This is a genomic window from Micromonospora sp. NPDC048986, from assembly GCF_040649335.1.
GTDB classification, from domain to species: domain Bacteria; phylum Actinomycetota; class Actinomycetes; order Mycobacteriales; family Micromonosporaceae; genus Micromonospora; species Micromonospora alfalfae.
Genome location: NZ_JBEZFJ010000025.1, coordinates 1 through 24,274 on the forward strand (window position 1 = coordinate 1; position 24,274 = coordinate 24,274).

Below are 24,274 nucleotides of genomic sequence, written 5' to 3' on the forward strand. Positions count from 1 at the left end.
GTCGGCCGGGTCGCCGCAGCCACCCAGGCGGTGGTCAGCGGGCCGCAGGCGGTCTCCATCGGGGCACCGCAGCCTCCCCCCCCCCCCGGCCCCGCCCCGCCCCCGCCCGGCCCCCGCCCCGACCCGACCCGCGTGATCAAGAGGTTTGCGTCAGGGATCGCGCCTGCGGTGACGCAAACCTCTTGATCCACCAGGTGGGGGTGCGGGAGACCTACGTGGGCTGGTGGGGGGTGAAGGGGATGCCGAGGTGCGGGGTGGCCAGGACGGTGGGGGAGTGGGTACGCAGGGCGGTCAGCCGGGAGGTGCGGGCGAGTTCCGGGTCTTCCTCGTGGGCGTACGCCAGGTCGGGTTCGACGAGTTGCACCATGTGCACCAGCAGGTCCCCGGTGAGCAGCATCCGTTCGTCGGCCGCGCTCAGGAGCACGCACTGGTGACCGGGCGTGTGGCCCGGGGTGGGCAGCAGACGTACCGCTGGGGTGAGGGCGGTCTCGCCGTCGACCACCCGGAGCTGGCCGGCGGCGCGCAGGGGCGCGATGAGGCCGGCCGGGAGCCCGGGGTTGAGCGTCTCCGCCGCGTCGAGTTCGGCGCGCTGCAGCAGGTAGCTCGCGTTCGGGAAGTACGGCCGCCCGGGCGTGCCGGTGACCGCCCAGCCGATGTGGTCGCTGTGCAGGTGGGTCAGGACGACAGTGTCGACATCGGCGGGGTCGATGCCCGCTGCGGCCAGCTCGGCGGGCAGTCGCCCGGGCACGGGCGCCCAGCTCGCGGCGGGTGCGTCGGCCGGGCCGATCCCAGCGTCGACAAGCGTGACAGGCCCGTCGCCGGCGCGGATCGCGAAGCTGCGGAACGGCAGCCACCACTGCCCGTCGGCGGTCACCGAACCGGGGTCACGCCGGTCCGCCTCCGCCCAGTGCGCCGCTGTGGCCTGCGGAAACGCTTCCGCGCGAGGCTGGAAGAAGGCACCCTCACCGTCGGTGAGCGCGGTGACCGTGATAGACCCGAGGGTGCGGTTCAGTGGCATCGGACGATGATTCCAGGGCATTCCTGTTCCGCGCAGCCCGGTTCCGCCGGCCGGTCGAGGCCGGCTGGGGGCTGCCGGCCCAATTGCAGTACGCTCGTACTGCTTGAGCACGTGTCCCCCGAGAGGAGCGCCGGCCGATGGCGAAGATCAAGGTAAACAACCCGGTCGTAGAACTCGACGGCGACGAGATGACCCGGATCATCTGGAAGCAGATCCGGGAGCAGCTGATCCTGCCCTACCTCGACGTCGACCTGCACTACTACGACCTGTCGATCCAGCACCGCGACGAGACCGACGACCAGGTCACGATCGACGCCGCCAACGCCATCAAGGAGCACGGCGTCGGCGTCAAGTGCGCGACCATCACCCCGGACGAGGCCCGGGTCGAGGAGTTCGGCCTGAAGAAGATGTGGCGGTCGCCCAACGGCACCATCCGCAACATCCTCGGCGGCGTCGTCTTCCGTGAGCCGATCATCATGTCCAACGTGCCGCGGCTGGTCCCCGGCTGGACCAAGCCGATCATCATCGGCCGGCACGCCCACGGTGACCAGTACAAGGCCACCGACTTCGTCGTCCCCGGCCCGGGCACGGTGACCATCACCTACACCCCGGCCGACGGCGGCGCGCCGATGGAGATGGAGGTCGCCAACTTCCCCGGCGGCGGCATCGCCATGGGCATGTACAACTACGACGAGTCGATCCGGGACTTCGCCCGGGCGTCTTTCCGGTACGGGCTGGACCGCAACTACCCGGTCTACCTGTCCACCAAGAACACCATCCTCAAGGCGTACGACGGTCGGTTCAAGGACATCTTCGCCGAGGTGTTCGAGACCGAGTTCAAGGCCAAGTTCGCCGCCGCTGGCATCACCTACGAGCACCGGCTCATCGACGACATGGTCGCCGCCGCGCTCAAGTGGGAGGGCGGCTACGTCTGGGCCTGCAAGAACTACGACGGTGACGTGCAGTCCGACACCGTCGCGCAGGGCTTCGGCTCGCTGGGTCTGATGACCTCCGTCCTGCTCTCCCCGGACGGCCGGACCGTCGAGGCCGAGGCCGCGCACGGCACTGTCACCCGGCACTACCGGCAGTACCAGAAGGGCGAGAAGACCTCGACGAACCCGATCGCGTCGATCTACGCCTGGACCCGGGGCCTGGCCCACCGGGGCAAGCTGGACGGCACCCCGGCGGTCACCGAGTTCGCCAACACCCTGGAGCAGGTCATCGTCGACACCGTCGAGGGTGGCCAGATGACCAAGGACCTCGCGCTGCTCATCTCGCGCGACGCCCCGTGGCTGACCACCGACGAGTTCATGAACGCGCTCGACGAGAACCTGGCCCGCAAGATCGCTGCCTGATCCAGGCGTACCGCGTCATCGGAGCCCGCCGGCACCTCAGCCGGCGGGCTTCGGCGTGTCAAGCGCCGCCGCGCCGATCGGCGTCACTGCGGCCGGCGCGCCTCGTTGACCAGGATGGACGAGATGCCAGTCGCGTCCAGGAAGGTTGACCACGGTCGACCCGCGGCACCCGTGCGCCGATCAGCCAGCCTTCCCGGCTGTGCCGTGCACAGCCAGCCGTCCCTTCCCTGCGGGGGGCCCTGTCCCGGGCCCCCCGCGCCCTGTCTCCCGCCACGTTCAGGCCGTGCGCGCAGCGGGGTTGCTCAGGCGGCGCGCAGCAGGTCGGCGGCGCGTTCCGGGGAGATGTCGTTGATGAAGACGCCCATCCCGGATTCGGAGCCCGCCAGGTATTTCAGCTTGTCCTTGGCCCGTCGGATGCTGAACAGCTGTAGGTGCAGGTGGCCCAGTTCGCGGTCGACCCGCACGGGAGCCTGGTGCCAGGCCGAGATGTACGGCATCGGCATGTCGAACAGGCCGTCGAAGCGGCGCAGTAGATCCAGGTAGAGCGACCCGAAGGCGTCCCGCTCGCTGTCGCTGAGCGCCGGGATGTCCGGCACCACGCGGTGCGGTGCGACGTGCACCTCAAACGGCCAGCGGGCGGCCGCCGGGACGAACGCCGTCCAGTGTTCGTTCTCGGTGACCACCCGGTCGCCGGTGGCGCGCTCGGCGGCCAGCACGTCCGCGTACAGGTTGCTCCCGCCGGTCCGCTCGGCGTGCCGGCGCGCCGCGGCCAGCAGCGCGCGGGTGCGCGGCGTCACGAAGGGGTACGCGTAGATCTGGCCGTGCGGATGGTGCAGCGTGACACCGATCTCGACGCCCCGGTTCTCGAAGCAGAAGATCTGCTCGACGCCGGGCAGCGCGCCGAGCACCTCGGTCCGGTCGGCGAGGGCGTCCAGCACTGTGCGGACCCGGCGCGGCGGCAGGCTGGCGAAGGAGGCGTTGTGATCCGACGTGAAGCAGACCACCTCGCACCGGCCGAGGCCCGGCCGGACCGGTGTGAACGGGGTGATCTCCCCGGGCTCCTCGGCCACCCGACCGCTCAGCGACGGGAACCGGTTCTCGAAGACCACCACGTCGTAGTCGGGTGCGGGGATCTCGGTCAGCCGGTCGCCCACCGACGGGTCGAGCGGGCACTCGTTCGCCGGCGGGAGGAAGGTGCGGGTCTGCCGGTGCACGGCGACCGCCACCCACTCGTCGGTCAACGGGTCGTAGCGCAGCTGCGACGCGGGGGGAGGTGGCGGCAGGTCCCGGCGGTCCGGCTGGTCGCGGACCGCGTCGTCGCGCTCGTCGAAGTAGATCAGCTCCCGGCCGTCGGCCAGGTTGATCGCGGTGCGCTTCACGGCGCCGTCCCCTCAGTTGTCGGCGTGCGCGTCACGCGGCCCGCCCCTGTTGCCTTCACCATGATCAATTCGCCCACGTGTTCGCCGAGTACCCGTCGTGCGGGTGGAGGCAACAGGTCGTCGCTGACCAGTACGTGCGCCGCCGCCAACCCGACGATCGAGGAGATGCCGACAGTGCCCCACTTGGTGTGGTCGGCGAGCACCACCAGCTGGTCCGCCGCCGCCACGAGCGCCCGATCGGTCTCCGCCTCCATCAGGTTCGGGGTGGTGAAGCCGGCCCGCTCGGTGATGCCGTGGACGCCCAGGAAGAGCAGATCCAGGTGCAGCGACCGGACGGCCCCGACCGCGAGCGGCCCGACCAGCGCGTCCGACGGTGTGCGGACGCCGCCGGTCAGCACCACCGTCTGGTCCGGGCGGCCACCGGCGTGCATGATCTCGGCCACCGGCAGCGAGTTGGTCACCACTGTCAGCTCGGGCACGTCCACCAGCCGGCGGGCCAGCTCGGCCGTGGTGGTGCCGGCGGAGAGGGCGACCGCCGCTCCCGGGCGGACCAGCTGAGCGGCCCGGTCGGCGATGGCGGCCTTCTCCGGCAGTTGGCGGACCGACTTGGCGCGGAAGCCCGGCTCGTCGGTCGAGCTTGGCCCGGTCGTGGTGGCGCCGCCGTGCACCTTGGCCAGCAGGCCGCGCTCGTGCAGCGCATCGAGGTCACGCCGGATGGTCATGTCGGACACACCGAACTCGGTTGCCAACTCGCTGACCCGGACGCCGCCGGTCGAGCGGACCCGCTCCAGGATGGCAGCCTGCCGCTGCTGAGCGAGCATCCGCCGTGCCTCCCCGAGCCTCCACGTACCCTCACGCGGTCAAACGTGTTCCAACAAAGATGAACACTAGCGCGTGCCGCTCAGCTGTGGAAGGAACGGGTACGGCGATGCCTCAGGCGGTGGCGATCTTCAGCTCCACCCAGCCGGTCTCGGTCAGATGGTGCAGCACTGCCTGCACCGCGTCCGCCACGCTCAGGTCGGTGGTGTCGAGCACGAGATCGGCGTCGGTCGGCTCCTCGTACGGGTCGTCGATGCCGGTCATCCCGGTGAGCAGGCCGGCCCGCGCTCGCGCGTACAGGCCCTTGCGGTCCCGCCGCTCGCACACCTCCAGTGGCGTGGCCACGTGCACCAGCACAAAACCCGATCCGGCGGCGAGGGCCATCTCCCGGGCGGTGGCCCGGGCCGCCGCGTACGGGGCGATCGGACAGCAGATGCCCACCCCACGGTGCCGGGCGATCTCGGCGGCAACCCAGCCGATCCGCCGGACGTTGAGATCCCGGTCGGTCTTGCTGAAGCCGAGCCCGGCGGAGAGTTCCCGGCGCACCACGTCCCCGTCGAGCAGGGTCACCGTGCGGTCGCCGCTCTCCCGTAACGCGTCCGCCAGCCCTCGGGCGATCGTCGACTTGCCGGAGCCGGAGAGGCCGGTCAGGAAGACCACCAGCCCGCGCTGCCGACGCGGTGGTCGGGCCCGGGCCAACTCCCGTGCCACAGCGGGCGGGGTGTGCCACTCCGGCAGCGGGAAACCCCGGTCGAGCAGGTCGTCGATCTCCGGCTGGGTCAGCGCGAGCCGGCGGTTGCGCGGTGGGATGTCCTCCCGCCAACGCCACTGCCCGTCCCGATTGTCGTAGGCGAGTTCGCGCGGCACCAGCACCCGCAGCCCGGCGCCGGAGAGCATCTCCCCGGTGGAGAGCAGATGGGTGACCCCGTACGCGGCCGAGACCCGGGCGCGCAGCAGCGCGTCGCTGATCTCCTCGCGTCGGTGCGACAGCGGCACCGCGACCAGGGTGGCGGGTGGCATCCGGTCCCGCGCGGCGAAGATCGTACGGACCAGCGCCTCCGGCGGAAGCCCGTCTGCGCCGCCCTCGCCGACCGGGATCATCACGAGCAGGTGAGCGGCCAGGGTGCGGGCGGCGTGAGCGATCTGGGCGAGCTGTGGACGATGCAGCGGCCGGTCGGCGATCACCCCGAGCACCCGGCCCGGGGGCAGCAGCGCCCGGACCTCCTCCGGGTTACGCCGCAGTCGCTGGAACGGACCGTGCCCCCCGTCGCCCAGCCGCCGAACCTGGCCGCCCACTCCCGCCACGCCCTCGCGGACCGGCCAGACGTCGGCCACGTCCAGGGCGGCCGTCGGTGCGCCCTCCCCGTCGGTCAGCACGAGCGCCCGGCGGGCCGGGTCGCGCGGATCGAAGCTCTGCGCCAGGGCGGCCGGCACCTGGAGCACGACAGCGACCTGCCACGGTGTGCCGTCGGCCAGCCGGCCGCGTCGGCTGACCGAGACCAGGTCGGCGCGGGTCATGAAACCGGTCAGAGGGGCGTACGCGCCGGTCAGCAGCAGCTCCAGATCCGCGAGCTCACCGGGACGTGGCGTGTACGCCGGTGCGTCCCGTAGCACCTCGTCGGGCAGCACCCAGCCGTTGCTCATCCACACCCCCCACTCGCTGACCGGCACACAGTTTCGCAGCCGACCGCCCATCGGTCGAGGGCGCCACTCCAAGACCCCCGCGGGCGGATCAGCGCTTGATCCGTCGGCCTACCGCGGACCGCACCCGGTTCCACACCTTCCGCTCGTCGCGGATCCGGGGTCGCGAGCCGTCGGCACGGCAGATGAACACCAGCGGCAGTCGCGCGTCCTCGGTCCAGCCCACGTTGGTGATCCGGGCTTTGAGCTGCCAGCTGCCCCTGGTCCGGCCGCCGTTGAGGGCGGCGAAGTCGATGGTGGCGGTGGCCCGGTGCACCAGGTGGACGGTGTCCGCTCCGGTCGTACCGGTGATCCGCTCGGTCTGGAAAGTGTTCGGAATGAAGATCTCGGCGCCGGTCTCCCGGTGGCGGGCCACCAGGTCCAGGCGGGCCTTGCGCACCTGCGCGGTGGCGTCGAGCACCTCGGGGGTGACCTCCTCCATCGGAAGCATCAGCACGTCGCGGCCATCGTCGGCGCGGAACCCGACCGGCTGGTCCGCGGCGCGCAGCTCGGCGGCGACGGTCACCGTGACGGCGTGGTCGACACGTTGGAATTCATCGACAGTGCCGTGTGCGGCGATGCCCGCCTCCCAGCGGGCAAGCCTGCGCAGGTCCGCGACGCGCCCCTGCTCGGCCAGGTACGCCACGGCTCGCAGCAGGGGCGGCAGACCACCGGCGACGCCCGGAGCGAAGCGGTCCTGGATGATCTTCTGGATCTCCAGCGCGACCTGCTCCAGCCACGCCTCGGGGGCGTTCAGCAGCCGCTTGCCGCGTAGCCGGCTGAGCATCTCGTTGCGCATCCAGCGCCGGTGCAGCCGGTCCCGCAGCGGGCCCGGCTCGGTGTTGGCGTCCACCACGTCCAGCGCCTCCCGCACGCTGGCGAAGTAGCTCGCCGGGTCCAGCTCGCCCGCTGTGACGTTGCGCGCGTCGCCGCGCTGGACGTGGTGGTAGCAGACGTAGTCGGACAACACTGAGGTGCGCCGGGACAGGAAGTAGGCCCGGATGACCATCGAGTGGTCCTCCAGCCGACGCTTGCCGCCCTCCGGGAACCGCAGATCATGCTCGTTGAGGAACGACCGCCGGAACAACTTGTGACAGGTCAGGCTGTCGACAAGGGGGGAGTTGCCGAGGGTGGCGTCGAAGCGGTTCTTGCGGAACAGCTCCCGCGGCACGGGGCGTCCGTACCCGGCCATCTTCCCCACCACGATGTCGGCGTCGTTCGCCTTCGCGCAGGCGTAGAGCCGCTCCAGTGCCTCGTCGGCGAACCAGTCGTCGTCGTCGGCGAAGAAGACGTACTCGCCGCGGGCGTGCTCGACGCCGAGGTTGCGCGGCCGCGACGGCCAGCCGGAGTTCTCGATGTGCAGCACCCTGATGTGCGGGTGCTCCGCGGCCAGCCGGTCCAGCCGCTTCGCGGTGCCGTCGGTCGAGCCGTCGTCGACGAAGATGGCTTCGAACTCGTCGGCGGGCAGTGACTGGCGCAGCAGCGAGGCAGCGAGCTTCTCGATGTGTGGACCGCAGTTGTACGCCGGCACCACGACGCTCACCTTGGGGACGCCCACCTCGGCCATCAGGATCCCTCCCGCGTCGTCGGTCGATCACCGGGCGGGTCGAGGCCTGGTGAACGGGAGGTGAATGGTGTCACCTTGGACGGGTCTTTCCCAAGGCGGGGTCGGGTCGAGTGCGGGACCGGCGGAAACGTCGCGGGAGCCGCAGCGGGGGACCTTAGGGGTCCGGCGGAAAAGGATCAGGGGAGTGCCGGGGGCGTGCCGGTGTCCCTGCTGGGCATCGACTCCCTACGCTGGGCGCGTGACACTGATCGCGACCCAGTCGCTCACCAAGACGTACGGAGGTCGGGTCACCGCGTTGGCCGACCTCACCGTCGCCGTCGAGCCCGGGATCATCGGCCTGGTGGGCGCGAACGGCGCCGGCAAATCCACCTTGATCAAGATTCTGCTCGGCCTGATCGCACCGACCAGCGGTCAGGTCTCGGTGCTCGGCATCGACCCGACCGCAGACCCGGCGGCTGTCCGCAGCCGGGTCGGCTACATGCCGGAACACGACTGCCTCCCACCGGACCTGTCCGCCGCCGAACTGGTCACCCACCTCGGTCGGATGAGCGGGCTGCCCCGCACCGCGGCCCGCGAGCGGGCCTCGGAGGCGTTGCGGCACGTGGGGCTCTACGAGGAGCGCTATCGCCCGGTCGGCGGCTACTCGACCGGCATGAAGCAGCGCGTCAAGCTGGCCCAGGCGCTGGTGCACGACCCCGACCTGCTGTTGCTGGACGAACCGACGAACGGCCTCGACCCGGCCGGCCGCGACGCCATGCTGGCCCTGGTACACCGGATCGGCACCGAGTTCGGCATCTCCGTGCTGGTCTGTTCGCACCTGCTCGGCGAGGTGGAGCGGATCTGCGACACGCTGATCGCCATCGACGGCGGCCGGTTGCTGCGCGCCGACAACATCTCCGCGATGACCTCTGCCACCGACGTGCTCGCCGTGGAGGTCAGCGAGGGCACCGAGGAACTCGCCGCCCGGCTCGCCGAGCTGAAACTGCCTGTCGCCCGGGACGGGCGACTGCTGCTCGTGCCGCTCGCCGACGACGACACCTACGACCTGATCCTCGGTGCGGTCGCCGAACTGGACCTGCCACTGCACCGACTCGACCAGCGCCGGCACCGGGTGGCCGAACTCTTCGCCACGAGGGAGCTCACTCATGCCTGAGCCGTCCACCACCGCCGTGCGCGCCACGCCGACAGGCGTCATCCACGACATCGGCTACCAACGCTACGAAGGCCCGAGGCTCGGCCGCCGGCAGGTCTTCGGCGCGCTCTACCTGCACGGTCTGCGAACCGCGTTCGGTCTCGGGCGCAGCGCCAAGGCCAAGATCTTCCCGTGGCTGGTGGTCGGCATCGTCGCCCTGGTCGCGGTGGCCCTGGCCGCGGTACGCAGCCAGATCGGCGAGCCGGTCGCCACGTACGCCCAGTTCGCCGACGCGATGAGCTGGCTTGTCATCTTCTTCGTCGCGGTCGTCGCTCCGGAGCTGGTCTCCCGGGACCTGCGCAGCGGTGTGCTGCCGCTGTACTTCTCCCGGCCGCTGCCGCGCTCCGACTACGCGCTGGCCAAGCTGCTGGCGTTGGTCACCGCCCTCTGGCTGTTGCTCGGCGGGCCGCAGCTGCTGATGTTCCTGGGTGCCGCCTTCACCACCAAGCAGGGCATGCGCGGGGTGTGGAACGAGCTGCTCGACCTGCTGCCCGGGCTGCTCTACGCCGGGCTGTGGGCTGTGGTCTTCGCCTCGGTCGGGCTGCTGGTCGCCTCGCTGACCGGCAAGCGTGCCTTCGCCGCCGGTGGGGTGGTGGCGGTCTTCCTGATGACCACCCCGATCGTCGGGGTGCTGAGCATCCTGCCGTCGCGCGCCGCCAACGAGCTGGCCGGGCTCGCCTCGCCCTCCACGCTGGTGCAGGGGGTGGGCATCTGGTCGCTGGGTGACCTGCTGGTCGAGGGCGATCCGGGCGAGATGATGATCGGCGGGTTCGGCCCGGTCTACGCCCTGGCCGCGGTGCTGTTGGTCGTCGGCGCGACGGCCCTCCTGCTGGCCCGCTACCGGAAGGTCGCCTCCTGATGAGCACGCTGAGCCTGACCGGGGTGTCCCGGTGGTACGGCAACGTGGTCGCGGTCAACGACATCAGCATGGCCCTGGGGCCTGGCGTGACCGGGCTGCTCGGCCCGAACGGCGCCGGCAAGACCACCCTGCTGCACATGATGGCCGGGTTCCTCGCCCCGTCGCGCGGCACTGTCACCCTCGACGACGAGCCGACCTGGCGCAACCCCGACGTCTACCGGCGGCTGGGGCTGGTCAGCGAACGGGAGGCGGTGCAGGGTTTCCTCACCGCGTACGAGTTCGTGCTGGCCAGCGCGAAGCTGCACCGACTGCCCGACCCGGCGGCCGCGGCCCGACGGGCGATCGACCTGGTGGAGCTGGAGTCGGCGCAGGACCGCCGGATCGGCACCTACTCGAAGGGCATGCGCCAGCGTGCCCGGGTGGCCGCCGCGCTGGTGCACGACCCGCAGGTGCTGCTGCTCGACGAGCCGTTCAACGGCATGGACCCGCGCCAGCGGCTGCACATGATGCAGCTGCTGCACACCCTGGGTGACGCCGGCCGGACGATCCTGTTCAGCTCGCACATCCTGGAGGAGGTCGAACAGGTCTCCGGAACGGTGCAGGTGATGGTGGCCGGCCGGTTGGCCGCCTCCGGCGACTTCCGGACCATCCGCCGGTTGATGACCAACCGCCCGCACGTCTTCGCGGTGCGCTCCACCGACGACCGGGCGCTGGCCGTCGCGCTGATCGCGGAGGCGTCGGTGAGTGGGGTCGAGTTGGACCCGACCGGCTTGACAGTGCGGGCCGGTGACTACGGCGCGTTCACCCGGGCGCTGCCCCGGATCGCGCTGAACAAAGGCATCCGGGTACGCCAGCTGGTGCCGTCCGACGAGTCCCTGGAGAGCGTCTTCTCCTACCTGGTGGAGGCCTGACATGTCGACAGTTACCTGGATCACCGCGCGCGGGTTGTTCGGCCGACGTCGGTTCCTGCTGCTGCTACCGCTGCCGTTGGTGCTGCTCGGGCTGGCCGTGCTCTGCCGTTCGCTGGGGGTGGACCCGGGCGAGTGGGGGCCGCCGGTGCTTGTCGGTCTGGGGCTGGCCGTGGTGCTGCCGGTGGTTGCGCTGATCATCGGGACGGGCGTGTTGGGCGCCGAGATCGACGACGGCACCGTGGTGCACATCCTGACCAAGCCGCTGCCGCGCTGGCAGATCGTGCTGCCGAAGCTCGCGGTGGCCGCCGGGGTCAGCGCGGCCACCGTCGCGGTGCCGCTCTACGTCGCGGGCGTGCTCGCCGATTCGGTACGCCTCGGGCTGGCGCTGGCGGTCGCGGCGGCGCTCGGCGCGCTCGCGTACTCGGCGTTGTTCCTCGCGCTCAGCCTGGTCACCAGGCGGCCGGTGCTGCTCGGGCTGGTCTACGTGCTGATCTGGGAGGGGCTGCTGGGCAACTTCGTCAGCGGCACCAAGGTGCTCTCCATCCAGCAGTACGTGATCGCCCTCGCCGACCGGATCGCCCCCACCGGGCTGCTGGAGACGAGCGTGTCGGTGCCGGTGGCGTCGGTGATGACCGCGCTGGTCAGCGTCGGCTTCACAGTGCTCGCCATCGACCGCCTGCGCTCGTTCAGCGTGGCTGGCGAGACGAGCTGACAGCGGTGCGAGACGCCGTTCCGGCCAGCCCCCGCGTGGCGGTAGGGCTGGCCGGATGGACCAGCCGGGCCACCTCGGGCCAGGCTGGTGGGCGTGAGCGTCGAAGCGGAGCGGACGTCGTTGGCTGAGCCATACTCCCGGAGCAGCCGGCCGTGGCTGACCAGCCTGGCCGTCGCCGGGCTGGCCTGTGCCACTGTCGCCACTGCGGCTCAGGGCAGCGGCCAGTTCCACTGGTGGGCGGTGTTCATCCTGATCCCGGCCGCGTTGATCGCGGCCAGCGGTGGGCCGTTGCTGGCTCGCGGCGGCGGCCGGGCCTTCGCCGGGTACATGCTCGCCTGCGTCGGCACGATGGTGTTCGCCGTCGGCGCGCTGCTGATGTTCGGCGTGATGGGGCGAGGCTGGCCGCTCATGGTGGTGCTGCCCTGCCTGGCGGTGGCCGGCACCTACGGCTGGCGCGCGGCCCACCCGCTGGCCCGGGGCCTGCACCGGGCGGTGGCCCTGCTCGCGCTGACCGGAGCGCTCCTCGGCCTGACCCTGCAACTGATCCGGGTGGACCTGATCCACCTGGAGACCGGTTGGTGGGGCGCGTTCCTGATGCTGGCCGGGGCCATCGTGCTGGGCAACGCGGGCGAGTTGACCCGACACCGGATGCCGTACCGCCTCCAGGCGATCACCCTGCTGGTGGGGCCCGCCGTGATCGCGTTCCTGCTCGGGCTGCGTTTCCTGCGCGGTTGGTGACCCGTTGGTCCGCCGCCGCCCGATCAGGCGGCGGCGGACCAGGGTCAGAAGGCGCAGGCGATGACCAACTCCGGGGTACGGTCCGGGAGCAGGTCGAGTTTGCCGATCCGGCCGGCCGCCCGTAGATCGTCGGCGACCAGCGTGAGCTGCTCCAGCAGCGCCGCCGGGCCGAGCGCCTCCGCCAACGGCACCTCCGCCTTCATCGACAGCTTCCGCTCCGACTTGGCCCGTCGCACCTGGCTCAACGCGTCACCGGCGAGCCGCAGCAGCGCCGGCTCACCCGAGCCCTCGATCGTGCGGGCCACCTCGTAGGTGGTGGGCCACGGCGCCTGGTGCACCGAGCCGTACCGCCACCACGACCAGACCTCCTCGGTCACGTACGGCAGCACCGGGGCGAACAACCGCAGCTGCACCGACAGCGCCGAGGCCAGCGCGGCCCGTGCGGAGTCGGCCGCCGCGCCGGTGCCGTAGGCCCGCTCCTTGACCAGCTCGATGTAGTCGTCGCAGAACCGCCAGAAGAACGCCTCGGTGGCCTGCAACGCCGCCGTGTGGTCGTACGAGTCGAAGGCGGTGCTCGCTGCGGTGACCACTGTTGCCAGCTCGGCCAGCATGGCCCGGTCCAGTGGTGCGGTCGCCGGGGCGCGCAGCGCGTCCGCCGCGCCCAGCCCGAGCGCGAACTTGGACGCGTTGAGCAGTTTGGTGGCCAGTCGCCGGCCGACCTTGATCTGCGCCGGGTCGAAGGCCAGGTCCATGCCGGGTTTGCCGCTGGCCGCCCAGTAGCGCACCGCGTCCGAGCCGTGCTGCTCCAACAGGGCCAGCGGGGTGACCACGTTCCCCTTGGACTTGGCCATCTTCTTGTGGTCCGGGTCGAGGATCCAACCCGAGAGCACCGTGTCCCGCCAGGGCAGCACCCCGTGCTCGAAGTGCGAACGGACCACGCTGTCGAAGAGCCAGGTCCGGATGATCTCCTGCCCCTGCGGGCGCAGGTCCATCGGGAAGACCCTGGCGAACAGGTCCGGGTCGGTCTCCCAGCCACCGACGATCTGCGGGGTCACCGAGGACGTGGCCCAGGTGTCCAGCACGTCCGGGTCGCCGATGAAGCCGCCCGGTCGGCCGCGTTGCGACTCGTCGTAACCGGGTGCCGGATCGCTGGATGGATCGACCGGCAGCGCCGACTCGTCCGGCGTGAGAGGGTGGGACCAGTCCGGCTCGCCAGTGTCGTCGAGCCGGTACCACACAGGCACCGGCACGCCGAAGAAGCGTTGACGGCTGACCAGCCAGTCCCCGTTGAGGCCGCCCACCCAGTTGTCGTAGCGGTGTTTCATGTGCGCCGGCACCCAGTGCAGCTGCTCGCCCCTGCCCAGCAGCGTGGCTCGCAGCGCCTCGTCCCGGCCGCCGTTGCGCAGATACCACTGTCGAGTCGAGACGATCTCCAGTGGGCGATCGCCGCGTTCGTAGAACTTGACCGGGTGGGTGATCGGGCGCGGCTCGCCGATCAGGTCACCGGTGTCGGCAAGCATCCCGACGATCTCCCGGCGGGCGCCGTTGACGGTCTGCCCGGCCAGCGCCGCGTACGGCTGGGTCGGCACCCCGTGCGGCGGCTCGGGGAGCAACCGACCGTCCCGGCCGATCACCACCCGGGTGTCCAACCCCAGCTCACGCCACCAGGTCACGTCGGTCAGGTCACCGAAGGTGCAGACCATCGCGACGCCGGTGCCCTTGCCGGGTTCGGCGAGGGGATGGGCGTACACCGGCACCTCGACGTCGAACAGCGGGCTGCGCACGGTGCCGCCCACCAGGTCGGCGTACCGCTCGTCGTCGGGGTGACAGACCAGCGCCACACAGGCCGGCAGCAGCTCCGGCCGGGTGGTGTCGATGAGCACCTCACGCCCGCCGGCCGCGGTGAACCGCAGCCGGTGGTAGGCGCCGGGGCGCTCCCGGTCCTCCAACTCCGCCTGGGCGACGGCGGTGGCGAAGCCGACGTCCCAGAGGGTCGGCGCCTCCGACTGGTACGCCTCGCCGCGGCGCAGGTTGCGGACGAACGCCCGTTGGCTGGCGGTCCGGGCGATCCGGCCGATCGTCGTGTACGTCAGGGACCAGTCCACCGAGAGCCCGAGCCGCCGCCACAACGCCTCGAAGGCCTGCTCGTCGGTGACCGTCAGCCGTTCGCACAGCTCGATGAAGTTGCGCCGGGAGATCGGGGTGGGGTTGCGGCGGGCCGCGTCGTCGACCGGAGCCGCCGGTGGCCGCCACACCGGGTCGTACGGTAGCGCCGGATCGCAGCGCACCCCGTACACGTTCTGCGCCCGACGCTCGGTGGGCAGGCCGTTGTCGTCCCAGCCCATCGGGTAGAAGACCGCCTTGCCGCGCATCCGCTGGTACCGGGCGGTGGTGTCGGTGTGCGTGTACGAGAAGACGTGCCCCATGTGCAACTCGCCCGATACGGTCGGCGGCGGGGTGTCGATCGAGAACACGTCGCTCCGCTGCTTCGAGCGGTCGAACGCGTACGTGCCTTCCTCCTGCCAGCGGCGTGCCCAGCTCTCCTCGAGCCCGTCCACTGTCGGACGCTCGGGAATGCCGGCGCGGGCCGTCCTCGCCGTGTCGGTCATCCTGCGATCGTAGGCACCTGCCGGGTGCGGGGCGACGTAGTTGCGACGGAACACACCGGCGGGCGGTTGTGGCCGCGACGGGGCGGCCCGGCTAGATCAGCGAGTCGCGCCACTGGCGGTGCAGGGCGGCGTACCTGCCATCGGCCTCGGCGAGCACAGCTGGTGGGCCGTCCTCGACGACAGTTCCGCCGTCGAGGACGAGCACCCGGTCGGCGGTCTCCACAGTGGAGAGTCGGTGGGCGATCACCAGTGCGGTGCGGTCGCGCAGGATGGTGCCGAGCGCCCGCTGCACCAGGCGTTCCGTCGGCACGTCCAGCGACGACGTCGCCTCGTCCAGGATGAGCACTGTCGGGTCGGCCAGGAACGCGCGGGCGAACGCGACCAGTTGCCGCTGCCCGGCGGAGAGCCGGCCGCCGCGCCGGTGCACCTGGGTGGCGTACCCCTCGGGTAGTGCGGCGATGAAGTCGTGCGCGCCGATCGCCCGCGCGGCGGCCTGGACGGCGGCGTCGTCGGCCCCCGGGCGACCGAACCGGATGTTCTCCGCGACGGTCCCGCTGAACAGGTGGTTCTCCTGCGTCACCAGCACCACCGCGCGGCGCAGGTCGGCGTCGCGTACGTCGCGCAGGTCGACCCCGTCCAGCCGGACCGTGCCGGTGTCGGGGTCATGGAACCGGGCGACCAGCTTCGCGATAGTCGACTTGCCCGCCCCGGTGGGGCCGATCAGCGCCACTGTCTGCCCGGCCGGCACTGTCAACTCCAGTCGGCAGAGGATCGGGGTGTCGGCCCGGTAGCCGAACCCGACCGCGCAGAAGACCAATTCCCCACGGCCGGGACCGGTGGGCAGCGGTGTGGGCCGGGCCGGTTCGGCGACGGCCGGTCGTTCGTCGAGCACCCCGGCCAGCTTCTCGAGTGCGGCGGTGGCCGACTGCAACGAGTTGTAGAACTGGCTCAGCTCCTGCATCGGCTCGAAGAAGCGGCGCAGGTAGAGCAGGAACGCGGCGAGCACACCGATCTCGGTCTGCCCGCCCAGCACCCGCCAGCCGCCGTAGCAGAGCACCACCGCCACTGTGACGTTGCCGATCAGCTTGATCGCGGGCGAGTACGTGGCGATCAGCCGGAACGCGTGCAGGCTGCTCCGCCGGTAGTCGTCGCCGAGCGCCACGAAGATTCGCTGGTTGCGGGGCTCCCGGCGGAACGCCTGCACCGCCCGGATGCCCCGCATCGACTCGACGAAGTGCACGATGACCAGCGCGACCGCGTCCCGGGTCCGTCGGTACGCGCTGGCCGACGACCTGGCGAACCAGCGGGAGAGCCAGAACAGGAACGGAAAAGCGAACAGCGTCACGGCCGCCAGCGGCAGGTCCAGCCAGAGCAGGATGGCGGCCACCGACAGGATCGAGAGCCCGGCCAGCACCAGGCTGTCGATCCCACCGTCGACCAGCTCGGCGATCGAGTCCAGGTCGCTGGTGAGCCGGGAGACCATCCGGCCGGACGTGTACCGCTCGTGGAAGCCCACCGACAGCCGCAGGAAGTGCCCGAACACCCGCTGCCGCAGGTCGAGCAGGACGGCCTGGCCGATCCGGGCGGAGAGGGTGAGGAAGCCGCGGCGGGCCGCGTACTCGGTCACCGCGGCCACCGCGAACGCCCCGGCGACGGCGACCAGCGGGCCGGCGTCGCCGACGCGCAACGGCGCGATGGTCCGGTCGATGCCGATCATGACCAGGTACGGGCCGGCCATCGCGGCGGCGTTCTGGGCCAGCAGCAGGGCGACCGCCGCGGCGAGACGCTTCCGATGCGGGCGGAGCAGGTCGCGCAGCAGGGCACGGCTGAGCCGGCGTAGCCGGGCCACCGCCTCGGTGCTGGTGTCCTCGGCTCGACTCCGGTCGGCCTCCGGGTCGGTGGCGGTTCCGCGCCAGCGGGTGAGCTCGGGTTCCTCCTCGGGAGGTGGGTCGGCCTGCTCCGGCACGCTCACGAGCGCACCAGCCCCCACCCGTCCGAAGGGGACGAACTGGGGTCGCCGGCCCCAGCCGTTGGTGGACGCCCGGCGGGCGGCTCGGCGGCGAGCAGTGCCCGGTACGCCGGGACGGTGGCCAGCAGGTCGGAGTGCCGGCCGGTCGCGGTGATCCGTCCGTCCTCCAGCAGGGCGACCCGGTCGGCCAGCGCGATCGTCGACGGCCGGTGCACCACCAGCAGCGCGGTGCTGTCGCGCAGGACCCGTCGTAGCGCCGCTTCGACGAGGGCCTCGGTGTGCACGTCGAGAGCGGAGAGCGGGTCGTCCAGCACCAGCACCGCCGGTCGGCCGAGCACGGCCCTCGCCAGCGCGAGCCGTTGCCGTTGCCCGCCGGAGAGGGACAACCCCTGCTCGCCGACCCGGGTCGCCAACCCCCACGGCAGGTCGTACGCGAAGTCGGCCTGGGCCAGCGCGAGGGCTGCGCGGATCTCGTCGTCACCGGCGTCCGGGCGACCCAGTGTGAGGTTCTCCCGCACCGACATGGAGAAGAGTGTGGGCTCCTCGAACGCCACCCCGACCAGCCGGCGCAGCGAGGCCAGCCGCAGCTCGCGCAGGTCGTGCCCGTCCAGGGTGATCCGGCCGGTGGTCACCTCGTGCAGCCGGGGCACCAGGGAGAGCAGCGTGCTCTTGCCGGAGCCGGTGGCGCCGACCAGGGCCAGCGTCTCGCCCGGCTCGATGGTCAGGTCGATCTCGCGCAGCACCCCAGTGGTGGCACCCGGGTAGCTGAAGCCGACCCGCTCGAAGCGCAGCCGACCGTGCACCGCGTCACGTGTCAACGCGACAGCGCCGGGAGAATCCACTATCTGCGGTGGAGTGTCCAACACCTCCTGGATCCGGTCGGCGGCGGTGGCCGCCTCCTGACCGTTGGCGATGATCCAACCGAGCGACTGCACCGGCCAGATGAGCATCAGTTGGAGGCTGACGAACGCGACAAGCTCGCCGATGGTGAGCGCGCCGTGCGCGACGGCGGCTGCCCCGGCCGCCAGCACCACGCCCAGTGTCACGTTGGGCACCAGGTCGAGCAGCGCCGACGTGTTCGCCAGCAGCCGCCCCTTGCCGACGCCCGTGTCGTGCAGCCGCTGGGCCGCACCGGCGAAGCGAGCGGCCAGCTCGGGCCCCCGCCCGTACGCCTTCATGGTGCGCAGGCCCTGCGCGGTCTCCTCGACCAGCGTCGCCACGTCGCCCTGCTGATCCTGCATCCGGCGGGACGCGGCGTGGTAGTGCCGGCCGAACCGGCGACTGATCAGCAGCAGCGGCACCGCGCTGGCCGCTATCAGCACCCCGAGCGCCGGGTGCAGGTTGATCAGCAGCAGCACCACCACCACGTACGTGGTCAGGTTGAGCACCAGGAAGAAGACGCCGAAGGAGAGGAAGCGGCGGATCACCGACAGGTCGCTGGTGATCCGGGAGAGCAACTGGCCGGACTGCCAGCGGTCGTGGAAGCTGGTTGGCAGCCGTTGCAGGTGGGCGTAGACGTCGGCGCGCAGCGCCGCCTCCATGCCCACCGCCGAGGACGACTGCACCCACCGGCGGATGAAGATGAGCACCGCCTCGACGACGCCGAGCAGCAGGGCCAGGCCGCCGAGCTGGAGCAGCCCTGCCGGTTCGTGTCGGGCCACCGGCCCGTCCACGACCCGCTGCACGACAAGTGGTACGGCGATCCCCGCCGCGGTGCCGGCGAGCCCCGCGACGAGCAGCCAGGCGAACTCGGCGGCGTACGGGCGCAGGTAGGGGCGCAGCCGCCAGAGGTTGTGCACGGGGTGGGTGCCCGCGGCGGCCCGGGCGGCCGGGTCGCCGTCGCTCTCCACAGGCACTACCAGACGGTAGCGTCAATGAGTGTCGATGTTCCTGTCAGCTTGTTGTCAAGCGCCGCTCATGACCGAGAAGCCACTTCTTCACGTCCAGCCCCCAGCGGTAGCCACCGAGCGTGCCGTCGGTGCGAAGGACCCGGTGGCAGGGCACGAAGAGGGCCGCCGCGTTCCGGGCGCAGGCGGCCGCTGCGGCTCGGACCGCCGGTGGTCGACCGGCCAGCGCGGCGTACCCGGTGTAGGTGACCGGGGTGCCGGGCGGCACCTCGCGCAGCACCTGCCAGGCGTGCGCCATGAACTCTCCACCGGTGCGTTGACGGACCGGCACCGCGTCGATGGCGGCGAGGTCGCCGTCCAGGTAGGAGTGGACCGCCGCACTGACCGGACCGAGGTCGGCCCGCTCCCGCAGCGGTGCCCGCAGGGCCGGGTGGATCAGGGGCGGCAGCGCCGCCGGGTCCGCTGTGAAGCCGGCCGCCAGTACGTCACCGTCGGGGCCGGCGAGGATGCTCAGTGGGCCGGCCGGTGTGCTCAGTACGGTGCTGTCGATGTTCATGCCGCTCTCCAGAGTCTGATCGTGGCGTAGGACCGCCAGGGACGCCACCGTTCGGCGTGCCTGTCGAGGGTTGGCGGGGTGTCGGGCAGGCCGAGCGCGGCGGCGCCGCGCCGGACCGCGAGGTCGGAGCTGAGGAGGACGTCCGGGTCGCCGTAGGCGCGCATGGCCAGGTAGTTGGCGGTCCATGGGCCGATGCCGGGCAGCGCGAGCAGCCGCCGAACGGCGTCCTCCCGATCCACCCCGGGAGCGAGGTCCACCGTCCCGTCGCTGACGGCCCGAGCCAGCCCTCGCAGCGCCTCCCGCCGCCCCACCGGCATCCCGAACGCTGAATCCGGCAGGCCCAAGAGCTCCTCCGCCCCCGGAAACCCCCGCAGCTCGCCCGGTTGATCATGAAGTTGTTGCCCCGACACGCCGGCGCCGGTGGCAATAACTTCATGATCAACGCGAGCGTGCGCGGTGAGGAGGCGGGTGAGGGTTGTTCTTGCGGAGGTGACCGAGACCTGTTGGCCGATGATGGCGCGGACGGCCTGCTCGAAGCCGTCGACGGCGCGGGGGACGCGGATGCCGGGTTCGGCGGCGATCGCCGGGGCCAGCGCCGGGTCGGCAGCCAGCGTGGCGTCGATGGCCACCGGGTCCGCGTCCAGATCGAGCAACCGGCGGCAGCGGGCCACCGCCGGCGCCAGGTCGCGCACGTCGGCGAGCCGCAACGTCGCCGCCACGTGCCCGTCCGTCGGGGTCAGCGCCACCTGGCCGATGCCGTGCGGCAACCGCAGACCCCTGTGGTACGTCCCGTCGTGGACCGCCTCCACACCGGGCAACGCCCGTACCGCGAGGAAGTCCAGCAGCGCCCGGGCGTGCAGCGGCGGGCGGTACGCCAGCCGGAGCGCGATGGTCCCCGCCCCGGCCGGCGCCTGCTGGCGGCCACGGGCCGCGCGCAGGTCCGACGGGGCGCTCGCGTACACCTCGCGAAGCGTGTCGTTGAACTGCCGCACGCTGCCGAAGCCGGCGGCGAACGCGATCTCGGCCATCGCCAGGTCGGTCGTCTCGATCAGGATCCGGGCGGTCTGGGCGCGCTGGGCCCGGGCCAGCGCGAGCGGCCCGGCGCCCATCTCGGCGCTCAGCATCCGGTGCAGATGCCGTTCGGTGTAGCCGAGCCGGGAGGCCAACCCCGGTACGCCGTCCCTGTCGACGACCCCGTCGGCGATCAGCCGCATCGCCCGACCGACCACGTCCGCGCGGACGTCCCAGAGCGGTGAGCCGGGCGCGGCGTCCGGCCGGCAGCGGCGGCAGGCGCGCAGCCCGGCGCCCTGCGCGGCGGCGGCGGACGGGAAGAACCGGACGTTGTGCCGCTTCGGTGTGATCGCCGGGCAGGACGGCCGGCAGTAGATCCCGGTGGACGTCACACCGGTGTAGAACCAGCCGTCGAACCGCTGGTCACGGCTGTCCACGGCCCGGTAACACCGCTCGAAGTCCATCTCCATGTCACCGATGATGCCCCGCGCGGCCGGTCATCGGCTGGCGGGAATCGGACCTGGGTGTGCGGGCCCGAAGCGGCTGGGTCAGCGGGGGCGTCGACGGCGCCGGTGTGGCTGGCCGGAACGGCCGGGCTGCGCGGCGCGGTTTGGCTGTGCGGCGCGGTTCGGCTGTGCGGCGCGGCTCGGCTGCGCGGCGCGGTTCGGCTGCGCGGCGCGGTCCGGCTGACCGGTCAGCAGGGCCGATCGGAACACACCGTCCGGGTCGTACCGCTTCCACAGCCGCCGGACCCGGATCCCGGTCTCGCCCGGGTAGATCCGGGCGAACGCCGCCGGGTCCGGTCGGCTCTCGAAGTTGACGTACGCGCCGTCGGCGCGTGCCCCGGCGGCCCGCCACGCGGCGTTCAACGCGGCGTCGGCCTGCGGCGGAAACACCGAGGCGTGTCCTGGTGGCGATGCGGGTACGCGGTGGCGTCGTGAGCGACGTCGTTGACCGCCCCACCCAACGAGCGGAGCTGGACCACCGCCCGCCCCGGCCCGGTCACCGCTCGCGTCACCGCCCGTGCCCCGGCGTCGTCCAGCGTGGTGAACAGACCGTTTGTGGTAGTGCCACGCTGCTGCCCGACGTTCGGGTTGAGGTGCGCGGCCGGCACCAGCGTCGGGTAGGGCAGCAGGTCGGTCCGGTGTTCGAGCACCTTGCCGATGGCGAGCAGCGGTTCCACCGCCGGCCGGGCCCGGCGCAGGCTCTCGGCGGCGACCACGGCCGTGATGGACATGAGGACCGATCGACCCTCGGAGTACACCACGGCGGCTGCGGACAGCTCCCGTGGCGCCTGGGCCAGGTAACTCGTCCACTCCCGGACGGTGCGACCGTCCGGTTGCGCCTCGACGACCAGCTGCGCGACGCCGACGTTGCGCTGCTCGACCGCCTCGATCTCGAAGGCCACCACGATGCCCGCGCCGGCGCCGGCGCCACGGACCAGCCAGAACAGCTCCGGCTCGTGGTCGGCGTCGGCGCGTACCAGCGTCCCGTCCGCCAGCACCACCTCGACGGCGCGGACCCGGTCGATGGTGAGGCCGTGGGCGCGGACCAGCCAGCCCACACCACCACCGGTGGCCAGGCCGCCGACGCCGACGCCGCCGTAGTCACCCGAGCTGATCACCAGGCCGTACGGCGCGAGCGCCTTCGCCACGTTCGCCCAGCGCGCGCCGGACTCGACCCGGACCAGCCCGGCCCGCTCGTCGATCACCTGGACCCGGTTGAGCATGGACAGGTCGATGACCACCCCGCCGTTGTTGGACGAGGCGCCGGAGAGGCCGTGCCCGCCGCTGCGGACCGCGATGGGCAGCCGCTGCTCCCGCGCGTAGCGCAACGCGTCGACCACCTGCGCGGTGGTCTTCGGCAGCAGGACCGCGGCCGGTGACGCCGACCTGGTGTATGTCGAGCGCAGTTGCGCGTACCGGCGGTCGCCGGGGGTGACTATCTGCCCCCGGAGGGAGTCGGGCACCCGGGCCATGGCGGTGCTCATCGTTGCCCCCGTGGCCCGCACCTCGGGTGTCCGGGATCGGTCATGGCCCAAGAATGAGCGGGCATGCCGGCCTCGACAAATTCGGTGGACCGGTGCCCGCCGGTCGTCCCGTGGCGCGACGCGCCCCGGTACCGGGGAGCGCCGCGAGAGAGTGATCGGAATCTCCGACCGGTTGCCCGTCTCCGGCTCCGGAGGCCAGTGGCGTGTCGGTGCCACCGGGGCCGGCGATGACAGTGGGACGGCCGGTCCGGCCGACGCGAGGAAACCGCCGACCGGACCGGTCCCGCTCAGCGCAACGGGGTCGGCGACACCGTCGGTCGGCCCGGCACACCGGGCGGGCCCAGCGAACTCGACGGGCTTGGTGAGGCGGTCGGCCCGGCCGGCACACCCGGTGCCCCCGGCTTGCCTGGCACGCCCGGCGGAGTCAACGGGGTCGGTGAGACCGTCGGCCGTTCCGGCACGCCGGGCGGGCCCGACGGACTCGCGACCGCGCCACCGGGGCGGGGCTCGACCGTGGGCACAGTGGTGGGCGCGGACGGGGTGGGCACGGGTGGGCTGGGCACGGCCGCTGGTCCGGCCGGGCTGGGCACGGCCGGGGGAGGCTCGTCCGACCCGGTAGCGGCCAGGGCGAGCGGGGTGGCGATCAGGATCGCCGCGAGGGTGCTCACCGCCCCCACCGTCACCGTGGCGCGACGTCTGTTGCGCACCCGCCGTTCCGCTCGGCTCAACTGGTCATGCACGATCGGTGCCTCCTCGGCCAGGTCGGTGAGGGTGGAGCGGATGAGGTGCTCGAAGGGTTCGGTCATCGCCGTACCTCCAGCCTGTCGACGTCCGGCAGCAGGTCGCGCAGTCGTTTCACCGCTCGGTGCGTACGGCTGCGTACGGTCCCCACCGAGCAGCCCAGCAACTCGGCCACCCGGGCTTCGGGCAGGTCCTCGTAGTAGCGGAGGACCACCACCGCCCGCTGTGTCGGTGGCAGGTGGCGTAGCGCGGCCCGCATCGCCAACCGCACGTCGGTGCCGCTGCTGGGGTCGCCGCCGACCGGTTCGTCGGCCGGGTTGAGCGGTGTCTCCCGCCACCGGCGGAGTCGCCGCCACCAGCTGATCTGCTCGCGGTACATCACCACCCGCAGGTAGCCCTCGGGGTCGGCGTGCCGAATGGTTCCCCACTTCGGGATGGTCCGCGCCAACGCCGACTGGAACAGGTCCTCGGCGGCGTTGCGGTCCCCGGTCAGCAGGTACGCGACCCGCATCAGCGCCGGAGTCCGACTGCCGACGAACTCGGCCAGCCGCGCGCGCTCGTCCTCGTCCACCCACCACCCCCGTTTCGTTGTCACAGATACAGACGCCCCAGGTCATCGTCGCTATCCACCATCGGTGAGGTTTTTCGGCCCGAAAGTGTCGGTCGTGCCGGGTAGCGTCCGGCCACCAACTGAAGAAGGGGTGCGGCGATGACGAGCGTGGCGGGTTGGGCGGCGGCGTCGACACCGGGTGCGTTCCCGCCGCTGCCCCGCGCGGTGGCGCAGTCCTTCTACCGCCGGATGCGAGCCGTCGCGCCGGCCGCCGTGGGCGCCATCGAACGGGACCGGGCGGGCGACCCCGAGCAGAGTTTCCCCGGCACGGCCTGCGGCCGGTTGGCCGGCTCCCTGGACGACGCTGGCCTGCGGGCGCTCGGGATGTGGACGCACCACTGGTGCATGCGCTTCTACGACGACGACACGAGCGTCGGCCGGCGGTTGATCCGCGAGATCGCCGCGCGGCCGGGGCTGGGCTGGACGGCCGACGAGGTGCGTTGGATGCTGCGCGAGTCGGTCTCCGCCGGGCCGGCCGCCGCCGACCGGTTCACCCTGCCCCGCGCCGCCGCCGGGCAACTGCCGCCGGTCGACCGTCGGGCCCTGGGTCATTGGCCCGAGGTCGAGGTGCCCCGCCAGCGGCGGCCCGACCGGGCTAGTTGATCGTGAGGCTGACGGGGTGGGGGGCCCCCCCCCCCCGGGGGGGGGGGGGCCCCCCCCCCCCCCACCCCGAACCGGCGCGGGCGGGAGGGGGGCCCCCCCCCCCCCCCC

The 24,274-nt window shown here is 72.2% G+C and carries 21 protein-coding genes; 7 read left to right on the forward strand and 14 right to left on the reverse strand.

Annotation, left to right across the window (positions count from 1 at the left end; all coding sequences use genetic code 11):
• Positions 1-211 precede the first annotated feature (211 nt).
• A complete protein-coding gene (locus tag AB0B94_RS32580) occupies positions 212-1,018 on the reverse strand; it encodes an MBL fold metallo-hydrolase (protein ID WP_357289639.1) in 807 nt (268 codons plus the stop codon).
• Positions 1,019-1,155: 137 nt separating this feature from the next.
• On the opposite strand from AB0B94_RS32580, the gene AB0B94_RS32585 reads away from it, so the two are divergent.
• Complete coding sequence (locus AB0B94_RS32585; RefSeq protein WP_357289642.1) at positions 1,156-2,373, forward strand: NADP-dependent isocitrate dehydrogenase; 1,218 nt, start codon at positions 1,156-1,158, stop codon at positions 2,371-2,373.
• A gap of 302 nt (positions 2,374-2,675) precedes the next feature.
• Here AB0B94_RS32585 and galT read toward each other — a convergent pair whose 3' ends face one another.
• From galT to AB0B94_RS32605, 4 genes are all read right to left on the reverse strand, one after another.
• The gene (gene galT / locus AB0B94_RS32590; RefSeq protein WP_357289645.1) at positions 2,676-3,752 is read right to left on the reverse strand and encodes a galactose-1-phosphate uridylyltransferase; all 1,077 of its coding nucleotides are present in this window, start codon (positions 3,750-3,752) and stop codon (positions 2,676-2,678) included.
• Complete coding sequence (locus tag AB0B94_RS32595; protein WP_357289648.1) at positions 3,749-4,573, reverse strand: DeoR/GlpR family DNA-binding transcription regulator; 825 nt, start codon at positions 4,571-4,573, stop codon at positions 3,749-3,751. Before AB0B94_RS32595 ends, galT begins: the two co-directional genes overlap by 4 nt.
• 112 nt (positions 4,574-4,685) lie before the next feature.
• Positions 4,686-6,215: an adenylyl-sulfate kinase gene (gene cysC / locus AB0B94_RS32600; protein ID WP_238668318.1), complete on the reverse strand. Its 1,530-nt coding sequence runs from the start codon at positions 6,213-6,215 to the stop codon at positions 4,686-4,688.
• 88 nt (positions 6,216-6,303) lie between these two features.
• Positions 6,304-7,818: a glycosyltransferase family 2 protein gene (locus AB0B94_RS32605; protein WP_238668317.1), complete on the reverse strand. Its 1,515-nt coding sequence runs from the start codon at positions 7,816-7,818 to the stop codon at positions 6,304-6,306.
• A 238-nt stretch (positions 7,819-8,056) separates the two neighbouring features.
• Between AB0B94_RS32605 and AB0B94_RS32610 the strand changes: the two genes are divergently transcribed.
• The 5 genes from AB0B94_RS32610 (at position 8,057) to AB0B94_RS32630 (ending at position 12,230) form a co-directional block, all read left to right on the forward strand.
• A complete protein-coding gene (locus tag AB0B94_RS32610; protein ID WP_238668316.1) occupies positions 8,057-8,971 on the forward strand; it encodes an ABC transporter ATP-binding protein in 915 nt (304 codons plus the stop codon).
• On the forward strand, positions 8,964-9,869 hold the full coding sequence (locus AB0B94_RS32615; protein ID WP_357289654.1) for an ABC transporter permease: 906 nt from the start codon (positions 8,964-8,966) through the stop codon (positions 9,867-9,869). Before AB0B94_RS32610 ends, AB0B94_RS32615 begins: the two co-directional genes overlap by 8 nt.
• Entirely contained in the window at positions 9,869-10,780 is a 912-nt protein-coding gene (locus tag AB0B94_RS32620; RefSeq protein WP_091406310.1) for an ABC transporter ATP-binding protein, read from the forward strand. The genes AB0B94_RS32615 and AB0B94_RS32620 overlap by 1 nt, the downstream gene beginning before the upstream one ends.
• A 1-nt stretch (position 10,781) precedes the next feature.
• Complete coding sequence (locus AB0B94_RS32625; RefSeq protein WP_238668314.1) at positions 10,782-11,492, forward strand: ABC transporter permease subunit; 711 nt, start codon at positions 10,782-10,784, stop codon at positions 11,490-11,492.
• A 93-nt stretch (positions 11,493-11,585) separates the two neighbouring features.
• A complete protein-coding gene (locus tag AB0B94_RS32630) occupies positions 11,586-12,230 on the forward strand; it encodes a hypothetical protein (RefSeq protein ID WP_091406529.1) in 645 nt (214 codons plus the stop codon).
• Between the two features lie 44 nt (positions 12,231-12,274).
• Here the strand turns inward: AB0B94_RS32630 and valS are convergent, their stop codons facing one another.
• The 9 genes from valS to AB0B94_RS32675 form a co-directional block, all read right to left on the reverse strand.
• Entirely contained in the window at positions 12,275-14,839 is a 2,565-nt protein-coding gene (gene valS, locus AB0B94_RS32635) for a valine--tRNA ligase (protein ID WP_357289661.1), read from the reverse strand.
• Between the two features lie 91 nt (positions 14,840-14,930).
• A complete protein-coding gene (locus tag AB0B94_RS32640; protein ID WP_357289664.1) occupies positions 14,931-16,811 on the reverse strand; it encodes an ABC transporter ATP-binding protein in 1,881 nt (626 codons plus the stop codon).
• On the reverse strand, positions 16,808-18,664 hold the full coding sequence (locus AB0B94_RS32645) for an ABC transporter ATP-binding protein (RefSeq protein ID WP_357289667.1): 1,857 nt from the start codon (positions 18,662-18,664) through the stop codon (positions 16,808-16,810). The genes AB0B94_RS32640 and AB0B94_RS32645 overlap by 4 nt, the downstream gene beginning before the upstream one ends.
• 37 nt (positions 18,665-18,701) lie before the next feature.
• On the reverse strand, positions 18,702-19,211 hold the full coding sequence (locus AB0B94_RS32650) for a methylated-DNA--[protein]-cysteine S-methyltransferase (protein WP_238668309.1): 510 nt from the start codon (positions 19,209-19,211) through the stop codon (positions 18,702-18,704).
• Entirely contained in the window at positions 19,208-20,692 is a 1,485-nt protein-coding gene (locus AB0B94_RS32655) for an AlkA N-terminal domain-containing protein (protein ID WP_357289671.1), read from the reverse strand. Before AB0B94_RS32655 ends, AB0B94_RS32650 begins: the two co-directional genes overlap by 4 nt.
• A gap of 78 nt (positions 20,693-20,770) precedes the next feature.
• Positions 20,771-21,118: a hypothetical protein gene (locus tag AB0B94_RS32660; protein WP_357289675.1), complete on the reverse strand. Its 348-nt coding sequence runs from the start codon at positions 21,116-21,118 to the stop codon at positions 20,771-20,773.
• The gene (locus AB0B94_RS32665) at positions 21,088-22,212 is read right to left on the reverse strand and encodes an FAD-dependent oxidoreductase (protein WP_357289678.1); all 1,125 of its coding nucleotides are present in this window, start codon (positions 22,210-22,212) and stop codon (positions 21,088-21,090) included. The genes AB0B94_RS32660 and AB0B94_RS32665 overlap by 31 nt, the downstream gene beginning before the upstream one ends.
• 287 nt (positions 22,213-22,499) lie before the next feature.
• Positions 22,500-23,018, reverse strand: coding sequence for a hypothetical protein (locus AB0B94_RS32670; protein ID WP_357289681.1), 519 nt, complete (start codon positions 23,016-23,018; stop codon positions 22,500-22,502).
• Entirely contained in the window at positions 23,015-23,524 is a 510-nt protein-coding gene (locus AB0B94_RS32675; protein ID WP_357289684.1) for a SigE family RNA polymerase sigma factor, read from the reverse strand. Before AB0B94_RS32675 ends, AB0B94_RS32670 begins: the two co-directional genes overlap by 4 nt.
• A gap of 138 nt (positions 23,525-23,662) precedes the next feature.
• On the opposite strand from AB0B94_RS32675, the gene AB0B94_RS32680 reads away from it, so the two are divergent.
• On the forward strand, positions 23,663-24,166 hold the full coding sequence (locus AB0B94_RS32680) for a hypothetical protein (RefSeq protein ID WP_357289687.1): 504 nt from the start codon (positions 23,663-23,665) through the stop codon (positions 24,164-24,166).
• The last annotated feature ends 108 nt before the right edge of the window (positions 24,167-24,274 follow it).

Coding starts and splice junctions, on each gene's coding strand:
- AB0B94_RS32605 (WP_238668317.1), bottom strand. CDS start 7,818: ATGGCCGAGGTGGGCGTCCCCAAGGTGAGCGTCGTGGTGCCGGCGTAC.
- valS (WP_357289661.1), bottom strand. CDS start 14,839: ATGACCGACACGGCGAGGACGGCCCGCGCCGGCATTCCCGAGCGTCCG.
- AB0B94_RS32620 (WP_091406310.1), top strand. CDS start 9,869: ATGAGCACGCTGAGCCTGACCGGGGTGTCCCGGTGGTACGGCAACGTG.
- AB0B94_RS32615 (WP_357289654.1), top strand. CDS start 8,964: ATGCCTGAGCCGTCCACCACCGCCGTGCGCGCCACGCCGACAGGCGTC.
- AB0B94_RS32625 (WP_238668314.1), top strand. CDS start 10,782: ATGTCGACAGTTACCTGGATCACCGCGCGCGGGTTGTTCGGCCGACGT.
- AB0B94_RS32670 (WP_357289681.1), bottom strand. CDS start 23,018: ATGACCGAACCCTTCGAGCACCTCATCCGCTCCACCCTCACCGACCTG.
- AB0B94_RS32585 (WP_357289642.1), top strand. CDS start 1,156: ATGGCGAAGATCAAGGTAAACAACCCGGTCGTAGAACTCGACGGCGAC.
- AB0B94_RS32595 (WP_357289648.1), bottom strand. CDS start 4,573: ATGCTCGCTCAGCAGCGGCAGGCTGCCATCCTGGAGCGGGTCCGCTCG.
- AB0B94_RS32665 (WP_357289678.1), bottom strand. CDS start 22,212: ATGAGCACCGCCATGGCCCGGGTGCCCGACTCCCTCCGGGGGCAGATA.
- AB0B94_RS32655 (WP_357289671.1), bottom strand. CDS start 20,692: ATGGAGATGGACTTCGAGCGGTGTTACCGGGCCGTGGACAGCCGTGAC.
- AB0B94_RS32680 (WP_357289687.1), top strand. CDS start 23,663: ATGACGAGCGTGGCGGGTTGGGCGGCGGCGTCGACACCGGGTGCGTTC.
- AB0B94_RS32650 (WP_238668309.1), bottom strand. CDS start 19,211: ATGAACATCGACAGCACCGTACTGAGCACACCGGCCGGCCCACTGAGC.
- AB0B94_RS32580 (WP_357289639.1), bottom strand. CDS start 1,018: ATGCCACTGAACCGCACCCTCGGGTCTATCACGGTCACCGCGCTCACC.
- cysC (WP_238668318.1), bottom strand. CDS start 6,215: ATGAGCAACGGCTGGGTGCTGCCCGACGAGGTGCTACGGGACGCACCG.